The 17,090-nt window shown below is 64.3% G+C and carries 16 protein-coding genes and 1 tRNA gene; 9 read left to right on the forward strand and 8 right to left on the reverse strand.

What is annotated here, in order from left to right; all coding sequences use genetic code 11:
• Entirely contained in the window at window positions 1-1,251 is a 1,251-nt protein-coding gene (locus GXY33_05950; GenBank protein NLX04667.1) for a SpoIIE family protein phosphatase, read from the reverse strand.
• Between the two features lie 24 nt (window positions 1,252-1,275).
• The gene (locus tag GXY33_05955; GenBank protein ID NLX04668.1) at window positions 1,276-1,962 is read right to left on the reverse strand and encodes a class I SAM-dependent methyltransferase; all 687 of its coding nucleotides are present in this window, start codon (window positions 1,960-1,962) and stop codon (window positions 1,276-1,278) included.
• Window positions 1,963-2,249: 287 nt separating this feature from the next.
• Between GXY33_05955 and GXY33_05960 the strand changes: the two genes are divergently transcribed.
• Window positions 2,250-3,029, forward strand: a complete 780-nt coding sequence (locus GXY33_05960; protein NLX04669.1) for a PEP-CTERM sorting domain-containing protein — start codon at window positions 2,250-2,252, stop codon at window positions 3,027-3,029.
• A 73-nt stretch (window positions 3,030-3,102) separates the two neighbouring features.
• On the opposite strand, the gene nth is transcribed toward GXY33_05960, so the two are convergent.
• Window positions 3,103-3,783, reverse strand: a complete 681-nt coding sequence (gene nth / locus GXY33_05965) for an endonuclease III (GenBank protein ID NLX04670.1) — start codon at window positions 3,781-3,783, stop codon at window positions 3,103-3,105.
• Between the two features lie 158 nt (window positions 3,784-3,941).
• Between nth and GXY33_05970 the strand changes: the two genes are divergently transcribed.
• From GXY33_05970 to GXY33_06000, 7 genes are read left to right on the forward strand one after another with little or no spacing between them, the layout of a single operon-like run.
• Window positions 3,942-4,355 (forward strand): YkgJ family cysteine cluster protein, encoded by a 414-nt coding sequence (locus GXY33_05970; protein ID NLX04671.1) that lies wholly within the window; start codon window positions 3,942-3,944, stop codon window positions 4,353-4,355.
• Complete coding sequence (locus tag GXY33_05975) at window positions 4,352-5,098, forward strand: hypothetical protein (protein NLX04672.1); 747 nt, start codon at window positions 4,352-4,354, stop codon at window positions 5,096-5,098. The genes GXY33_05970 and GXY33_05975 overlap by 4 nt, the downstream gene beginning before the upstream one ends.
• A gap of 13 nt (window positions 5,099-5,111) precedes the next feature.
• Window positions 5,112-6,437, forward strand: coding sequence for a histidine--tRNA ligase (locus GXY33_05980; GenBank protein ID NLX04673.1), 1,326 nt, complete (start codon window positions 5,112-5,114; stop codon window positions 6,435-6,437).
• A 3-nt stretch (window positions 6,438-6,440) separates the two neighbouring features.
• A complete protein-coding gene (locus tag GXY33_05985) occupies window positions 6,441-6,965 on the forward strand; it encodes an HYExAFE family protein (protein ID NLX04674.1) in 525 nt (174 codons plus the stop codon).
• 56 nt (window positions 6,966-7,021) lie between these two features.
• Entirely contained in the window at window positions 7,022-7,231 is a 210-nt protein-coding gene (locus tag GXY33_05990; protein ID NLX04675.1) for a hypothetical protein, read from the forward strand.
• A gap of 26 nt (window positions 7,232-7,257) precedes the next feature.
• Window positions 7,258-7,584, forward strand: a complete 327-nt coding sequence (locus GXY33_05995; GenBank protein ID NLX04676.1) for a hypothetical protein — start codon at window positions 7,258-7,260, stop codon at window positions 7,582-7,584.
• A gap of 37 nt (window positions 7,585-7,621) precedes the next feature.
• A complete protein-coding gene (locus tag GXY33_06000; protein ID NLX04677.1) occupies window positions 7,622-7,912 on the forward strand; it encodes a hypothetical protein in 291 nt (96 codons plus the stop codon).
• 3 nt (window positions 7,913-7,915) lie between these two features.
• On the opposite strand, the gene GXY33_06005 is transcribed toward GXY33_06000, so the two are convergent.
• The 3 genes from GXY33_06005 to GXY33_06015 all read right to left on the reverse strand — a co-directional run bounded on the left by GXY33_06005 (window position 7,916) and on the right by GXY33_06015 (window position 13,985).
• On the reverse strand, window positions 7,916-10,744 hold the full coding sequence (locus GXY33_06005) for an N-6 DNA methylase (GenBank protein NLX04678.1): 2,829 nt from the start codon (window positions 10,742-10,744) through the stop codon (window positions 7,916-7,918).
• A gap of 148 nt (window positions 10,745-10,892) precedes the next feature.
• Window positions 10,893-11,798 carry a glycyl-radical enzyme activating protein gene (locus GXY33_06010; protein ID NLX04679.1) on the reverse strand — a complete coding sequence of 302 codons (906 nt, stop codon included), beginning with the start codon at window positions 11,796-11,798 and terminating at the stop codon, window positions 10,893-10,895.
• A 6-nt stretch (window positions 11,799-11,804) separates the two neighbouring features.
• Window positions 11,805-13,985, reverse strand: a complete 2,181-nt coding sequence (locus tag GXY33_06015) for a hypothetical protein (GenBank protein NLX04680.1) — start codon at window positions 13,983-13,985, stop codon at window positions 11,805-11,807.
• A 138-nt stretch (window positions 13,986-14,123) separates the two neighbouring features.
• On the opposite strand from GXY33_06015, the gene GXY33_06020 reads away from it, so the two are divergent.
• Window positions 14,124-14,966, forward strand: coding sequence for a helix-turn-helix domain-containing protein (locus GXY33_06020; protein NLX04681.1), 843 nt, complete (start codon window positions 14,124-14,126; stop codon window positions 14,964-14,966).
• A gap of 45 nt (window positions 14,967-15,011) precedes the next feature.
• Here GXY33_06020 and GXY33_06025 read toward each other — a convergent pair.
• Window positions 15,012-15,086, reverse strand: a tRNA-Pro gene (locus GXY33_06025).
• Window positions 15,087-15,153: 67 nt separating this feature from the next.
• Window positions 15,154-16,794 carry an exo-alpha-sialidase gene (locus GXY33_06030; protein ID NLX04682.1) on the reverse strand — a complete coding sequence of 547 codons (1,641 nt, stop codon included), beginning with the start codon at window positions 16,792-16,794 and terminating at the stop codon, window positions 15,154-15,156.
• Window positions 16,795-17,090 lie beyond the last annotated feature (296 nt).

Here is a 17,090-nt window from a genome sequence, read left to right on the forward strand (position 1 = left end):
TCAGGCCGTGCGCTTGATGACGATGGCGGTCAGATCATCCCGCTGAAGCGTGCCTTCGGCGAACCGGTTCACGTCGCGGCGAATGCCCTCCAGAATGGCCTGCGCCGAATGCTCGGCCAGATCGACCACCAGGCGTTCCAGGCGTTCGAGGCCGAACTGCTCTTCGCGCGAATTGCTCCACTCGTAAAAGCCGTCGGTGACCAGGACGACGCTCTCGCCCACCTGGAGGTGGATCGGGGCGTCCGTGTGGAATTCCATCTCGGGCAGGATGCCCAGCGGACAGGCGGTCGCGTCGAAGCGGGCAAGACGTCCGCCGCGCCGGACGTGGAGGATCGGGCCCTGGCCCGCGCTGCAGTAGTGCAGGATGTGGCGTCGCGTATCCAGAACGCCGCAGAAGGCGGTCACGAATCGGTCCGGCGGCAGGTCGGCGGCCAGACGCTTGTTGACGCATTGCAGGACCCGGCAGTGACCCAGGTCCATGCTCGACAGCAGCACGCGGAACATCGCCTGAAGCTGGGCGACCACCAGCGCCGGGGCGATCCCGTGGCCGGAGGCGTCGGCCAGCACCACGCCCAACCGATCGTCCGAAAGGCTGATGAAGTCGTAGCCGTCGCCGCCGGTCTCATCGGCGGGCCGGTTCCAGCCGACGATCTGGTAACCGTCGATCCGCGGATTGTCCCGCGGCAGCAGGCCCTGCTGGATCTCGCGGGCCAACTGCAGTTCCTGCTCCATCCGCTGCTTCTTGGCGTATTCCTGCAGCAGCCTCGCCCGCTGAAGGGCGACCGCGGCCTGCGCGCCAAGGGCCTCCAGAAGCCGCTCGTCGCCGGCTCCGAACGCACCGTCGTGCTTGTTGACGGCTTGGACGACGCCCACAAGCTGTCCGTCGTAGCCGATCAGCGGGCAACTCAGGATGTTGCGGGTCCGGTAACCGGTCTGGCGGTCCACATCGGGGTTGAAACGGTCGTCGGCGTAGGCGTCGGGAACGTTGACCAGGCACCGCTGTCGGGCGCAGGCGCCCAGAATCCCGCGATCGGCGGAAAGCCGCACCAGCCCGAGGCCGTGGGCCACCTTGGTCACGAATTCGTGCGCGTCGGCCTCGTGGAGAAAAATCGAGGCCCGATCGCAGGCCAAGACCTTGATCGTCTCGTTGACGATCAGATCGAGCAACTCGTCCAGGTCGATCGTCGCCCCAAGCCGACGGGCAACCTCCAGGATCGCCACAGCCCCGGTCAGTTCGATTGGCTCCGCCACCCGGTTCTCCTCAAGGTTCGGATATTACGTCGAATCGCCGCCCGGCTTGATTCCCACCGTCGCCAGGACCGGCGCCCAAAAGCCGAACTTCTGCTGCACGATCCGCTCGAAACCGGCCGTCTCCAGCAGATCGCACATCTCCGACGCGGTGCAGTGATGAACGGATTTCTCGACCATCGCGACACAGACGTCGAAGATGAACCAGCCGATCACGTTGTCGCGAAAACCGTCGAGGATGATCAGCCGACCGCCCGGCCGCAGGGCCCGGTACATCTGGGCGACCACCACCGACTGGTGAGGATAGTGGTGAAAGGAGTTGGAACAGGTGACCACGTCGAACGCGCCCTCCTCGAGCGGAAGGTGCTCCGAGTCGGCCACGATGAACCCGATGCGATCGTCAATGCCAAGCCGCCGGGTCTTCTCAGCCCCGATCTGGCACATCCGGACCGCCATATCCAGGCCATAGGCCCGCACCGGAAGGCTGGTCTCGGCCAGCATCGAGATGAACGTGCCGGTCCCGCAACCGATATCGAGCAGGCGAAGCTCGCCGTTGCCGTTAGCCGACCCGCCGTCGAGGATAAGCTCAATGAACTTCAAGTAGCATCGCTGGAACAAAAGGCGCTGAAGAACGGATTGGTCATAGGTTTCGGCCCACCGCTCAAACTCCGCCTGGGCATGAGCCTTCCATAGCTTGCCGTCGCGCTTCGACAATGAGTATCCTCCAAAACGGCTGCGGGAATGCCACTTTTTCCGCTCCAGAACTATACCCGCCAAGCGGTCTCCGGACAACGGCCTTTTGCCGGAGATGGGCAATCAGAGAAAAGCTGGTAAACTAGGCAATTTGGGCAACAAGGCCGGGCGGGACAGATTCCTATGAAAGACAAGCAGTTGGCTATTGCATAGTGACACGACTTCTGTTAGTATGATTGCTGAGAGAGAGCCTGTCTGCGACCGCACAGAGAGGGTAGTGGTTTAAACTTGGAGGGAGAGTGAGAGAGATGAGAGAGAGAATCTGCACGCTTATCGTGTCTCTGCTGTTTGTCTGTGCGCCCGCAACGGCCAGTCTGATCGCCTACCACGACTACACGCTCACGTTTGAGCGTCAGGGGTGGTCCGAGTCGCGGCTGATCACGGCGGCGCCCTTCCCGATGTCGCAGCCGTTCTACCAGGTCGGCGGCCAGGACGTCGATGTTTACATGGAGAAAATCAACGTGGCGCGGCCGGGAATCGTCAGCGAATACACCTGGTACGTCAACGCCCCGGCGGTCAGGGACGATCCGGACAACCTGATGCTGCTCGGCGGCAGCGGTCCGCTGACGATACGGGTTTCCGGCATGCGGTTCTACGACAGCGAGAACCCGAGCAAGGTCTATACGACCAACGACGACCTCGACTTCGTCCCGCTGGTGACGCACATCTACTACGTGGGCTTCCAGAACGGCGAGTACATCCCGATGCACCTGCCGGGCGATATTCCGGTGAATCCGGGCTCGGCCCAGTGGCAGCGATCGCCGGTGGCCCCGCTGATCGACGGAGTGGACCCGGAGTTCGCGACGTACGGCGCGGCCTATGGCACGCCCTACCAGGACTACACCCAGCCGGGAATCTCGTTCGTGCTGCCGGATATGTACGTGCCGGACAACATGGGCATCGCGCTGTGGGAGCTCTCGTTCGGCGCCGGTTTTGCGATAACGCAGGACGTGCCGGAGCCGAGCGTGATCTCGCTGCTGGTGATGGGACTGACTACCGCGATGTTCCGCCGACGCCGGACGCGATAGCAAGTCTTTACGTTTGTCGCCTGACCGACCGGACGCTCTCCGGTCGGTTTTCCTTGCGCGGCGGCGACGAGACTCAACCCGACACGCGCTCTTGGCCGGCCGGACAGAGGTCCAGAAGCGGGCAGATCGGACATTGGGGCTTGGCGGCGTGGCAGACCTGTCGGCCGTGAAGAATCATCGCGTGGCTGAAGAAAGTCCAGTCCTTCCGCGGGATCAGCTTCATCAGGTCCTGCTCGATGCAAACCGCGTCCTTGGAGTCCTTGGCGCCGGGCGAGAGGGCCAGACGCAGCGAGACCCGACCGACGTGGGTGTCCACGGCGATGCCCTCGTTCTTGCCGAAGGCGGTGCCGAGAACGACGTTGGCGGTCTTGCGGGCCACGCCCGGCAGGCTGGTCAGTTCCTCCATGGTGTCCGGAACGCAGCCGTCAAACCGATCGAGAATCTCCTGTGCGGCCTTGATGATCGACTTGGTCTTCTGCCGGAAGAAACCCGCTGTGCGGATTTCCTGTTCGAAACGGGCCGGATCGGCCTGGGCGTAATCCCGCGTGGTCCGGTACTTTGGGAACAGGTTCGCTGTGACCTGGTTAACCCGCTGGTCGGTGCACTGGGCTGAAAGGATCGTGGCCACCAGCAGTTCGAGCGGATTGGACCAGTTCAGCGCGGTGGTGACGCGCGGGTAGTGTTTCCTGAGGCGTTTGAAGATGGCTTTTGCCCGCGTTGGCGCGTCGCTCGTGTGGTCGATCTGTCCGGTCATGGTCGCTGCCCTCGTTTTAACAGCCGAGACCATTCTAAGCCCATCAGGGCAAATCCGAAAGCGCCGGTTGCCGAATGGTTGCCTGCGTTCCGCCGAAGCACTATAATCCGGGTCTTTGACCGGCTATCATTGTGGTGCGAAAGGAGAACGACTCGAGCATGGCGAGCAGGAAGGCCAGCAAGAAAACGTGCGACGGCTGCAACGCGATCTGCTGCCGTCACGTGGCACTGGAGATTGACGAACCGGAAACCGCGGGGGATTTCGACGACATCCGGTGGTACGTGCTGCACCGGAATGTCTACGTCTTCGTCGAGGACGGCGACTGGTACGTCGCGTTCAAGACCAAGTGCAACAGCCTGGGGTCCGACAACCGCTGCGCTACCTACGAGCGTCGCCCGCGGATCTGCCGCAACTACGACACCGACAACTGCGAATTCCACGGCGACGGCGACGCCCACGAGCATCTGTTCGAAACCCCCGAGCAGGTCGAGGAGTTCGCCCAGGAGTTTCTGCGGAAGAAACGCGCCAAGAGCAGGGCGCGATCGAAAAAGAAACGGAACACCAGGTCATGAAGCGATTCCCCCGTTCAACCGCACTGGCGTTGTGGTTCGCCGCGGCGGGTCTGCCCGTCGCCGGCGGCTGCGCCGCACAGGTCAGCGTCTGGGGCAACTCGGACAGCCTCAATCCCAAGGACTACACGCAGACCAGCCCGCACTACGTGCACGTGGGCGAGACGGCCCAGTTCCGGGTGACGGTGGAGCCGGACATTGCCGACTACGTCGTGCTGGAGATCAACGGCGAGGCGCACCTGCTCAACCGCGTCACGACCGGCCAGTACGCGTTCAGCAAGCACTTCGATCAGGCCCTGCTCAACAAGACGCTGCGGGCCCAGGCCAAGGCGTATCGCCAGCAGGGCCGGCGCGACTACGTCGAGACGCGCGGGCGGATCGTCAAGCGTTCGACCGCGTCCGACCCGTCGGACGAGTTGCTCGGCGCCGGATCGATGATGATCAAGTGCTACCAGAGCAAAGTGGTCATCAAGTTCACGCCGGATGGCCGGTCGGCGCCGGACTGGAGGCAGGGAACGCTCGAGCTGTTCGACGAAACGGGCAAGGCGGTGAGGGTGGCCTACGGCCAGCCGGGCCGGCACGGATTCGTCGTGCTGGGTCCGGAGGCCTTCGGCGGCGAATACGTCGTGTACTATGAACCGGAATTCGACGAGGTCCGCCGCAGCGGCAAGACGCGGGCGGTCTTCACGGTGCCCGGAGCCCCAGGCCAGACCATCCAGGTCGAGACCGAGGTCGAGACGCGGTAGAGATGAGCGAACGATGAGCGATACCAAACCACGCAAAGCGGACTTCCAAGCCCCTCGCGGAACGCGGGACTTCTACCCGGAACACATGGCCCGGCTGAATTGGCTGTTCGACCACTGGCGCCAGGTGAGCCGCCGGCACGGATTCGAGGAATACGAAGGCCCCCTCTACGAACACCTGGAGCTCTACACGGTAAAATCGGGCGAAGGGATCGTCTCGGAGCTGTTCAGCTTCCAGGACCGCGGCGAACGGGACCTGGCGATCCGGCCGGAGATCACGCCGACGTTGGCCCGGATGATCGCCGCGAAGGCGGCCGCCCTGCCCCGGCCGATCAAGTGGTTCTCCATGCCGCGGGCGTGCCGCGCCGAACGGCCCCAGCGCGGACGGCTGCGCGAGTTCTTCCAGTGGAACGTCGACGTGCTGGGCTCCGAGAGCGTCCTGGCCGACGCCGAGTGCATTTTCGTGATGCTGGATTTCCTGCGGACAGTCGGCCTCGGCCCGGACCTGGTCGAGGTCCAGGTCAACAGCCGCACCATCGTCGGCGCGCTGCTCGAACAGGAGGGCGTGAGCCCCGACCGCCACGAACGGGTCTTCACCGTGATGGACCGCTACCAGAAGCTCGAACCGGACGCCTTCCGCGAGTTCGTGCTCAGCCAGGGTTTTACCGACGTGGACTTCGACCTGATCACCCGGATCATCCGGATTCCCGATCTCGAGGCGATGAAGGATCTGGTCAAAAGCGATCCGGCCAAATGCGAATTCGACCGCCTGAACGAACTGAAGGGCTACCTCGACCACTTCGGCGTCGGCGACTACTTCCGCTATCGGGCGGACGTGGTGCGCGGGTTGGCCTACTACACGGGAATTGTCTTCGAGGTGTTCGACCGCGGCTCCAAGCTCCGCGCGATCGCCGGCGGCGGACGCTACGACAACCTGATCCGCCTGTTCAACGGGCCGGACATGCCGGCGGTGGGGTTCGGCATGGGCGATCCGGTGCTGATGGAATTGCTGGCCGATCTGAAGCTGCTGCCGGAGACGGACGGCGCGCAGGGGCCACAGGTCTTCGTCATCGACGCGGACGCCGAGATGTTTCAGACGGCCCTGGAAATGGTCGGCCGGCTGCGCATGCGCGGGATCGCCGCCGAGATGTCCTACAAGCGTCAGGCGGTGGGCAAGCAGTTCAAGCAGGCGGCGTCCCGCTGCGCCCGGACCGCGGTGGTTTTGGGCCGCGAGACCAGGGAGCAGAAGCTTCTGACGATCAAGAACCTGGACGACGGCACGCAGTCGCAGGTGGATCTCGAGAAGTTCCTCGAGGACCCGGCGGCCTTTGTCGGCGGCTGAGGCATGAAACGATCCAACCACTACGAGGCGGCGTTCGAGCACCTGCTGCGCGAGCGGGCGCTGCCTTACGTGGCGGTGGACGAGGCCAAGCGGGCTCTCCTGGCCAACACCCAACTCAAAAGCTTTGATTTCGTGCTGTACCTGCCGGAACGGCGCAACCTGCTGATCGACGTCAAAGGCCGCAAAGCCGCCGGCGGCAAGCGCCGCTGGTCGTTCGACCCGTGGGTCAACCGCAGCGACCTGGAGGCCCTGGCGACCTGGCAGGAAGTCTTCGGTGACGGCTTCCGGGCTGCGTTCGCGTTCGCCTTCTGGCTCAGCGACCTCGACCAGGTCGGCCTGTTTGAAACCTTCACCTTCCGCGAACGCTACTACCGGTTCTACGTGGTCTACCTGGACGACTACCGCCCGTATCTGCGTCAGCGGTCGGACCGGTGGGACACCGTCACGATCCCGCGCGAGGTGTTCGGCCGGCTGGCCTTCGAATTCGACGAGCTGCTGCGATGCCCGCCGGCGAACAAAAAGCTGTGACGCGGGCGACAAGCATGTTATGATGGTGCAAGGCCTTACAAGGAGGAGAAGCTTTGTTGACGCTGTGCAGGAAGATGATGTGGCGAGGGACGCTGGCGGCGGCCCTGCTGAGCCAGGCGGCGTTTGGGGCCGACCCGAACGGCGCAACCCAGGATGTGCTGCTGCGGGACGACCGAATGGTCCTGCCCTGGCTGGTTGGCACGGGCATTCTGGTCATGGTGCTGATCGCCGGGTTCAAACACCCCGGCCGGACCCATCTGGACTGAAATTCGTACACTCTGGGAGGTGTGATATGAGAAAATTGGCGATCATTGGCCTGATCGCGACCAACGCGATCCTGGCCGTCATGCTGGTGGGGAATTTCCTCAAACCGGAAACGGCTCACGCCCAGCCGATGGGCATGTCGGGCAACGTCCTGATGACCGCGGGCGCGATTCTGGGCACCACGTCCGACGCGGTCTATGTGGTCGATCTGACCAACCGCGAGCTGTTGGCCCTGATATACGATAAGTCGAAGATTGACGAGGTCAGGATCTTAGGCCGTCGCGACCTGGTCCGCGACCTGGCCTACGGCGCGACGACGGAAGAAGAGCCGGATCGGCGAAGGCGAAGAAGGTAGCGGCGGCGAGGCGACATAACCGCCAAGGAGGACCATAATGACTACTGACAAACAAACCAAACTGATAATCGCACTGCTTTGCTCGGCCCTGCTCATGACGATGGCGCTGCTGGTGCTGGATCGCGGCATGCTGACTTCCGAGGCGCTGGCGGGCAGCATGCAGGATCGGGGCGGCGATTACGCGATCACGATGGCCCGGCAGACGGATTCCCAAGAGGCGGTGTGGGTGATGGACGCCCGCAGCCGGACGATCGGGGTCTACATGTACGATGTGACCTCGAAACGTCTGGAATTGCTCAAGACGCTGGTGCTGGCGGAAAGCCAATAGGCCTCAGGTGTCCGATCCGATACTGCGGGAACGCCCAGCCGAACCCGCCCAACCGTACCGTCCGGCGGCGAAGGCCTTGGCGTGCTTGGTCAGGAACGCCCTGTAGGACGCATCCGCCAGCCGCGATTGGAACGGAAGGATGTTCAGCAGAATCCCGTCATGCGGGTTGAAGTATCTCCAAGGGGTCTCTGAACCGTGTTCCACGCTCAGGCGATGATAGTACAGCAGGTCAGGCGAGGTGCCCTCCCCTTTCACGACCCAGTAGATCGGTCGATTTCGGTAGAGCTTCACGTGGTCTGGGAAGAACCCGCTGCGAAGATAGTCGCTGAGATGCTGTTTCGGCGTCAGAGCGCTGACCACCTCACCGGCGGCGGATGCGCCCAGGATCGCCGTCAGGACGTGCAGGATTCGCTCGATGGCGTTGGCAGCCGAGAGGCGGCCTTCGCGGCATATGGCGGATGCCAGACCATCGCATGACGGCTCAAGAGGTCTTGCGTGGCGATCGACAAGGCCAGCCAGTGCGACTCGATCGAGACGCAGAACCGGCGGAACGTCGAAACCCTCCAGACGGTAGAGGCCGCTGCCCGGTCGATCAGCAAGGCCCGGCGCGAAACGGCCGAAGACGACACCCAAGGCGTAGGAAACCCACCGATGGGCCAGTTGCCGCAGGTCCATCCCGGGCAAGACGCCATCGCCGATTTCATCCGGCTCGGTAACCTCCAGACCGTAACATCCGCACACCTGGCGGTCGATCTCGTGTTCGAGTGCAGCCTGTTCGCGGGCCATCGCCGTCAGCCCTCGCAACTCGCCGCCCCACGGCGGCGGCGCGACGAAATCGAGCGAGGTCTCATCGAACGTTTCACGCAGCTTCTGGATGGCGGCCACGCGGGCGACCAGACCGGCCAGTTCGTCCGTGCCCCGCCGCGGGATCGGCAGCCGGGCCAGGTCGCCGATCTGGAAATTGACGGTCGAGTTGATCAGTTCGAGCAGCCGCCGGCACGCCGTCGAGTTCAGCACGGCCAGGACGAGGGCGGGATCCTTGGGAAACACCGCCGAGCCGGCAACGTCGAAGATACAGCCGCCGGGCAGGATGCGGGCGCTGAACGTCTTGGACGTCAGGTACGAGTAGCTCAGGCCCGGCTGGAAGTACCACTCGACATTTTTGGCCACCCACTGCCATTTGCCCCGCAGGTACGGATATCGGCGAAGGATCTCCCGCTTGATCGCGCGGCCGTCGTCTTCCCAATCGACCAGATACTCCGGACGCGAGTACCACCGCTTGAAACCGCCCCCTTTGGCGTACGGGAACCAGCGTTTGCCGGACCGTGCCGCCTCCTCGGCGTTGCGGCAGTTCCAGGCGATCTGATCGTCGGGAATCTCCCACCAGTAGCGAACGAACCGGAAGTTGTCGGTCGTGGCCAGACCCTGGCGGATCTCGGCATGATCGCCGAGCGCGGGAAACTTTGTGAAGGCGTCGTGCAACTCGGCCTCGGCCCAGTAGACCCACGGCGATCCGGGAATCCGATCGAATGCCGCCTGGTGGGCGTGGAAAAGCCGCGGATGCGAACGTCCGCTTCGCTGCTCGTCGATGATGCGCCCGAGACAGTGCGCCTTGGCCTGGGCGTTCTGGTCCGATTCCGTGAGGCGGACGAACCACGCCCCGTCCGCGGGCGGATCGGCTGGGTCGTTGCGTCGAAGCACGTAGAAAGCGCAATCGACGACCGCCTCGTCGAAGGTGTTCAGCCCGGTGTGCACGAGCGTCTCGATGGCGGCGTGCTGTGTCAGCCACCGGCGGACCGGCTCGAGCGAGCTGATGAACATGAACGTCTGCGGCGTGATCGCCCCGAGCCGGCCGCCAGGACGCACCAGTTCCAGCGAGCGTTCGAGGAACGCGGTGTAGAGATTTCTCCCGCTGCGGGGAAAGCGGCGTTTCATAGCCGTCTTGAGGGGCGGCGGATAATCGCGGCGATCGAGGTACGGCGGGTTCAGCAGCACCACGTCGTATTGGCCGTCACCGGCTGGGTGCCGTTCGGCAAGGGCGTCGGCCAAAGTGAGATTGAGGGCAAACGGCTCGGACACGCCGCTTCGCACGTACAAGCCGACGGCGGCCAAAACCAGCGGCCGGCGGTCAACGTCCACGCCGAACAGGTTGTTTCGCAGAATGGCTTGGGGAATCTCTCGCTCCGATCGGACCGATGGAGACTGAGGCCAGCCATCCGCGCCGGCGCGATCGAGTTCCTCGCGGTACATCGCCTCCAGAAGCTCGAACGCCGCCAGGCCGAAGTTCATCGTCCCGCACGCCGGATCGAGGATCTTCAATTCGCCGACGGACGTCAAAGGCGTCTGACGCCCTGCCGGCTGGTCCACCAGATACGCCATGGCCGATGCGAGCCGGCTGTCCGGATGCATGGCCAGCCACCATCGGCCGACCGTGTTGTGGACCAGGAACTCGGCGATCCACCGGTCGGTGAACTGCTGCGTCCGCCGCCCGATCAGCTCCGGCGGCACCTTCGCCCCCCCTGCCGTCCGAAACACCTCCAGATCCGGCTCCGAAAAATACTGGTACGCCGCAGCGGCGGACGTTGGATCGGACCACGCATCCCAATACGCCTCCGACTGCATCCGGGCGAACAACTCCGCCGTCTGGTCCGCGGCCAGAAGCTGATCCGCGACCGAAAACGGCTGGCCCAGTAGGACCGAGAGCAGCTCGGTCAGTTCCTCAACCGCCGCGCCGCATCGCCGCCCGCGCAGCATTGAGGCCGCGATCAACAGTACCCAGACATCAAGAGCGGTCTCAACCGCCACCTCGCGAGAATCGCAGCCGCGTCTCAACACCGCCTCAACGAGCGTTTCACGCCCGTGCAAGGCCAGTTGCCGCAATGTCCGTCGCGACGGGATCACCGCGACAGTATATGATGCGATCCGACCGCCCGCAAGACTCGCCGCGATCGAGGATGCATGTCGGTCTTGCCCGGTGGCGTCACAGTGCGCGGACCGGTACACGCGTGGCGGCCTCGACGACCGAGAGCCAGCGGCTGACATCCTTCGCGTCGGCGGAGTTGATGCCCGCAGACGGATCACAGGCGCCAAGTCGCGCAACCTTGGAACGGCCGAAGGGATGATACGGGTGGAGGTCGACCGCAATCACGTTCTTCAGAGAATTCGCCACGTCGGCGATGCCGCGCAGGTGACCCTCATCGTCATTGACGTCGGGAATCAACGGGCAGCGCAGGATGATCCTCCCACCGGCCGCGTCGATGGCCGCAAGGTTGGCCAGGATGGGCTCCAGCGGCCCGCCCGTCGTCTGAAGATGACGCTCCGGATCGGTATCCTTCAGATCGTAAAGGAAGAGGTCCACGCCATCGAGCAGTTCCATGAAGCTGCCGGTTGGCGCAAAGCCGCACGTGTCGAGACAGGTGTGCACGCCGGCCTCACGGGCGGCCCGCAACAAGGCCCGGGTGAACTCGAACTGCATCATGGGCTCGCCGCCGGAGATGGTGACCCCGCCGCCGCCGTCGTAAAAAGGTCTGTCCCTGACCACGTCGGCGAGCACGTCCTCGACGGTCATCTCCCGCCCGATGACCTCGATCGCGCCGCTGTAGCATCCTTCGGCACAGGCGCCGCAGCCGCCGCAGAACTCTCGAAGCAGAACGTGCCGCCCGTTCCGCAAAACGTGCGCCGCGCCCGGACACGCCTCAAAGCACCAGCCGCAGCCGATGCATCGGTCGGGAATGAAGGAAATCTCCCGCTCCCGTTTCTGCGACTCGGGATTGTGGCACCACAGGCAACGCAGCGGACAGCCTTTGAGGAACACCGTCGTCCGGATGCCCGGCCCGTCGTGTAGCGAAAACCTCTGAATGTCGAAGATCGTGCCGGTGATGGCCATGAAGCATCAGCCTCCGCCCTGCTGCTCCGTCCGGGCGATGATCATCTCCTGCCACTCGCGCGTCAACGTGGCGAAGCGGGCCGACCAGCCGGAAATGCGAACCGAAAGATTCGGGTACGCCTCAGGATGCTCCTGGGCGCGACGGAGCAGTTCGGTATCCACCACGTCGGTCTGCATGAAGACGCCGCCCAACGTGACGAAACTGCGCATCAGGCCGCTCAGGGCCTCCAGGCCGACTTCGCCGCGGACGCTGTCGGGAGCGATCTTCAGATCCAGCGCGGTCCCGCCCGGCAGCCGGCCCAAATCCACCGAACAGTGCGAACGGATCACCGCCGTCGGGCCGCGCCGGTCCGTGCCCGGCGACGGCGAGAAATTCGCGGAAAGGATCGCGCCCGCCTTGTGGCCGGCGGCGCTGGCCGTCCGGTGCGAAAGGTAGTCCGAACCCTCGCGACCGAAGGTGCTGATCCCCGCCGGACGCAGCACACCGTGCCGCTCCCGGTGACGCCATACGTAGCCGGTGTAGTCGTCAAAGACCCGCCGCAGGAGGGCATCCGCTTCGACGCTGTCATTGCCCCAGAAGTCGAACCGGCTGCCGATCCGCCGACGCAGCACCTCCTGCCCCTCCCAGTTTGCACGCAGTACGGCGACAAACTCCGGCAGCGTAAACTCGCCGGTCTCGTAGACCAGACGCCGGATCACCAGCAGGCTGTTGGCCACGTCCGGCAGCCCGCCCGCATGCGGCGAGCAGACGGTGTATTTCGGCCCTCCCGCAAGATAGCCGCGCCCCTTCTCGATGCAGCCTTCCACCAGGAGGGAGGCCAGCGGCGCGGGCTGATCGTTGAAGAAACGCTCGTCCAACAGCCGATCCAAAACCGCCTCCAGCCGCCCGCGAAAGTCGGCGTACAGGGATTCGAAGTCCGCAAACGCCGGAGGCAGCGTCTCGCCCTCGGACGCGGAGACCGAAAGCCCGAGCGTCTCCTGCAGCAACCGCAGCGCGTCGAACGGCTGATAACCGAAGGCCGTCTTGCCGGGAATGATGACCTCCCAGCAGCCGTCGTTGGCGAAGTCGCGGGCCTCGGCCAGAGGATACCCGAAACCGGTCAGGGTCGGGATGATCCGCTCGTCGTTGTAGATCGCCACGATGCCCCCGCCAAGCCGCTGAATCGCGGCGATCCGATTGAGCAACCGCGACGGAGTCCGCGAATCGATCCGCACCGCGATCGGAAAATCGCTGATGTGAAGCTCCTCCACCACGTCCAGAACCAGATCGGTCACCTTGTTGGCGACGGGCCGTCCCGCCTCGTCCACGCCGGCCAGCACGATGTTCTGGTAGAACTGCGCGTCGCCGCTGCCCCGTCCTTCGGCCGTGATCCACTCGCACCCCTTGATCCAGAAGTGTGCCACGAGTTCCCGCGCCTCATCGAGCGAGATCCGCCCCGCCTCCAGGTCCGCCCGAAGCAGCGGCCCCAGCATCTTGTCGAAACGCCCGATGCCGCTCCAGTTGCCGCACAACCGCTGAAAGTCCCACAGCAGCCACAGCGCCTGCACACCCTCCCGAAACGAGGCAGGAGGTTCCTCGGGCACGCGGCGCAGCGCCGCCAGCACCTCCATGTCATTCGACCGATCCGCGCCGCCCGCGCTCGCGATCCGCTCCTCCAGCAGCTTCACATACCGACCGTGCCAGATACCCGCGGCGTCGAGGCAGATACCCATCGCCTCCAGAAGATCGCGACCCTCCGCCTCCAGATCGCCTCGCGCCAGACGCGCGTCAATCTCAGCCCGAATGCCGCGATAGCCGATCCGCAGCGCTTTCTCAAAACCCAGCGTGGTGTGGCTGATCGAACTGAATTCCGTCAGCGGTATGCGGTGCCATGTCGCCTCCCTGAGCGTGGCCGCACCCGCCAGCTTCTCCCCGGGAAAATGGCGCAGCGGGGCATGCAGGGCGATCAACCGCACCGCCTCCGCCGCCTGCCGATGCGGCGACGGATTCCCAGCCAGAAACTCCGGCCCCAGGCCGAACGTCGCCTCGCCCATCGTCCGACCCACCGCACCGGACAGGTAGTGCGCCGCCAGTTCCCGCGTGGCCCGACTGAGCCTCGCTTGGCCACGAAAGGGCGTTGCCACGCCAAAGCCGGAACCTTTCAGACCCATAGCCGCTCGCTCGGCTCCTGATACCAACTCGCTCATTCCCTGCGTCTCCTGAGGGCCGGAACAGGCAAGACCCGCGCCCGGCCCGGAAAAGCTTCCTGAATATACCATACTCTGCCCATATCCATTAAAGCATTGACTGAAGGCGGGAAAACATATACAATCCTATGATACGCCATGGACATCGATCGGATCCCCTATGACGCGATTTCGTTGCGTTTCTTCGAAACGGGCAGCTTTGACGTGCGAGTGGACAGGCACGTGCACTGCAAGACGTGCCCCTACACTATCCTGGCCCAAGCGGTGCAGGGGCGATACGAGATCCACTGCGGCCCTAACCGGCATGAGTCCCTGGCGGAGGGCGAGGCGTTCCTGGTCCCGGCGTTTCAGCCGTTGCGGATCGTCCATCACGGCGACCCGCGGGAAGGCGGTCGAATGCGCGCCCGCTGGCTTCACATCCACGTCACGCTCTTTGACGCCGTCGACCTGTTGTCATTGCTTGACATGCCGCTACGGGTGTCAGCGGAGCAGTGCGAACCCTTTGCGGACATCATGAGCGCCTTGACGCGTGTTCAGGAATGTCCCCCGTTCGTACAACTGGCAAGGAAGCAGGAACTGGCGTTCAGAACCCTGGCGATGCTCTGCGAACTGGCCCCCTTGCGCACCGACGCCGACGACCTGTGGCTCAGGAGGCATCGCCTGCAGCCGGTCTTCAACCACATGCGCGAGCATCTGGCTGAGAGGCTGACGGTAACCCGCCTGGCCCGCCTGGCGCACCTCTCGGTGCCGCACTTTCACGCCCTTTTCCGCAAATACCTGGGACGGTCCCCGATGCAGCACCTCAAGCAACTGCGGCTGGAACGGGCGGCCCGGCTCCTGACCGGCAGCGACGCCTCGCTTGCGGACATCGCGGAGGCGACCGGCTTCTGCAACGAGTTCCACCTCAGCCGCGAGTTCCGCCGTGTCTTCGGCAGACCGCCGAGACGCTGGCGCGCCGACCCCGACCGCACCCTTCCCTGAGCCGCCCATTTATTGAAAACGGCTCCGTCTCCGGAGCCGCTTTAATCGGGGCGAGAGGATTTGAACCTCCGGCCTCCTGCTCCCAAAGCAGGCGCTCTAGCCAAACTGAGCTACGCCCCGGATCATCTGTATTTTAGTGATCAGCAACTTGGATTTCCAGAGCCCGGTTCGGATTATCACCGTCAAATCAGGGCGTCCAGCGGGCTCGGCGCAGCGTCACCGCACCGTGCTGATCCGCTGCCAATCCCAGGTGCCAGAGGCCCAGCGTTGAGCCAAGTTCCAGGGCGACTTCAGGCCCGCTATCGACGGTGATCCCGGCCTGACCTTTGGAGAGCTGGAGGACCAGGTCAAACCGCCGGTCCTGAGGCCACGGCTGAGGGTATTCGACCTCATAACCGATGGGAAAAGCCGTGTGGGCATACCACGGAACGTGGTCAGCGACTGAAGTCTCGACCCGACTCGCCGAGCCCGCACCAACCAGGATCCTGCCGCCGTCGGCGAACCGGACGCGCAGCCGGGCCGATCGGACCTGTCCCGCATAGAGAAAGACGTCGCCAAACAGCAGATAGCCCGACGGCTTGTGAACCGAAAGCGTCAGCGTAACCTTGCCCTCGGTGAGCAGCGGAAACGCCCGGACGATACCGGCCGGTCCGGCGCCGGAATCCTCAACCCGCAACGCCGCGCCCGCCTGATCGTCGTCGGGATCGACCAACTGAGCCGAGCCAGACGATGAGCCGAGGCTGCACCACGCGGTCAGTCCGTCGCGAAAATCCTCGACGATCTCGCGCCGGCCGAGCCACGCCCGGTCCACTCGAACCAGGTGGGCCTGCTGAAAATTCCAATCGCCCTCGTTGAATGCCACCGTCAGATCGCCGTTTGGCAGTTGAGCCACGTAAGGGTACATGACTCCCCAATAGACGTCGGTGGCGGTCAGAGGATAGTCGGTGTGGGCGATCTCGTCTCCGCCGTAGAACGCTCGGCCGTCGTCGGAAACCGCGAGCATCAGGCTATGGCGGGCGTAGGCCGAATCGACGCACGGGTTCCACGCCAACAGGATGCGCCCGTCGGCGAGTTTGACCAGCACCGCCGGCGCATTGCCGGAAGGAACCGACGACGGCTGCGGCGCGCTCCACGACAGACCTCCATCGTGCGAAAACGACTCCCACTGGCAGCCGTGCTGCGTCCGCAACAGCATCCACACCCGCCCGTCGGGCAGTTCGACGACGCTTGGCTCCAGCGCTCCGCTTTCCATCCCCGCTCCGCCCACGTCGAGCACCGATGGCGAGACCTGCCACGTGGCCCCCTCGTCATCGGAAACCAGGGCCGAGACCACCGACTTGCCAGCCTGCCCGGTCATCAGGCCGTACGGATAGACCACGCGGCCGGAGGAAAGCTGCGTCATCGAAAGCGGCGGACATTGATAGCGCCCCCGCGCGGGCAGCCGTGAAGGCGCCGACCACGTCCCGCCGCCGTCATCGGAAAACATGGCCCAGCCTTCGCACAGCGACTTGGCCGGGTCCAGATCGGGACTGAACCCGCCGAAGCGGACAAACGTCAGCAGAATCCGCCCGCTGCGCAACCTCAGCATGGCGGAAGGAATCTGCGCATACTCTCGCGTGCCGGCAAGCAGCACGCGCCCCTCGTCCCACGTGCGGCCGCCGTCGGCGGACTCTCTCAACTCGGCCCGGCAAAGATGAAAAATCCCCGGCCGCGGAAACACCGGCCCGGAAACCAACCACAATAGCCGCCCATCATCGGCGGCCGCAATCGGTCCGGCAAGCGTGGTTCGGTATCGGCGATCAGTGCCTAACATGTGGGTTTGTGCCACGAGACTGTCTCCAACAACTTTCATAGTCCGAAGGATAATACCGGACGCAGGCCCGGTCAGTCCAGAAAACGCGGGCATTTTCGCCAGCCCAACGGCGAATACACGACAAGGACCGGGGCAATACCCACTGGATAAGGGCCTCCGGGAACGCCCATGGGGACCGATAACGCCACAAATCCTTGCCAAAGCCGCAGTTATCGCCCCCAGCCGGCCGAATTGACCCAGGATAAGCCCTTGCCCCATACACCCGGATTTGCTTATAATGGATGCAGCAGCCGCACTGAGCGACTTGCGAA

The organism is Phycisphaerae bacterium (assembly GCA_012729815.1).
Classification (GTDB): domain Bacteria; phylum Planctomycetota; class Phycisphaerae; order JAAYCJ01; family JAAYCJ01; genus JAAYCJ01.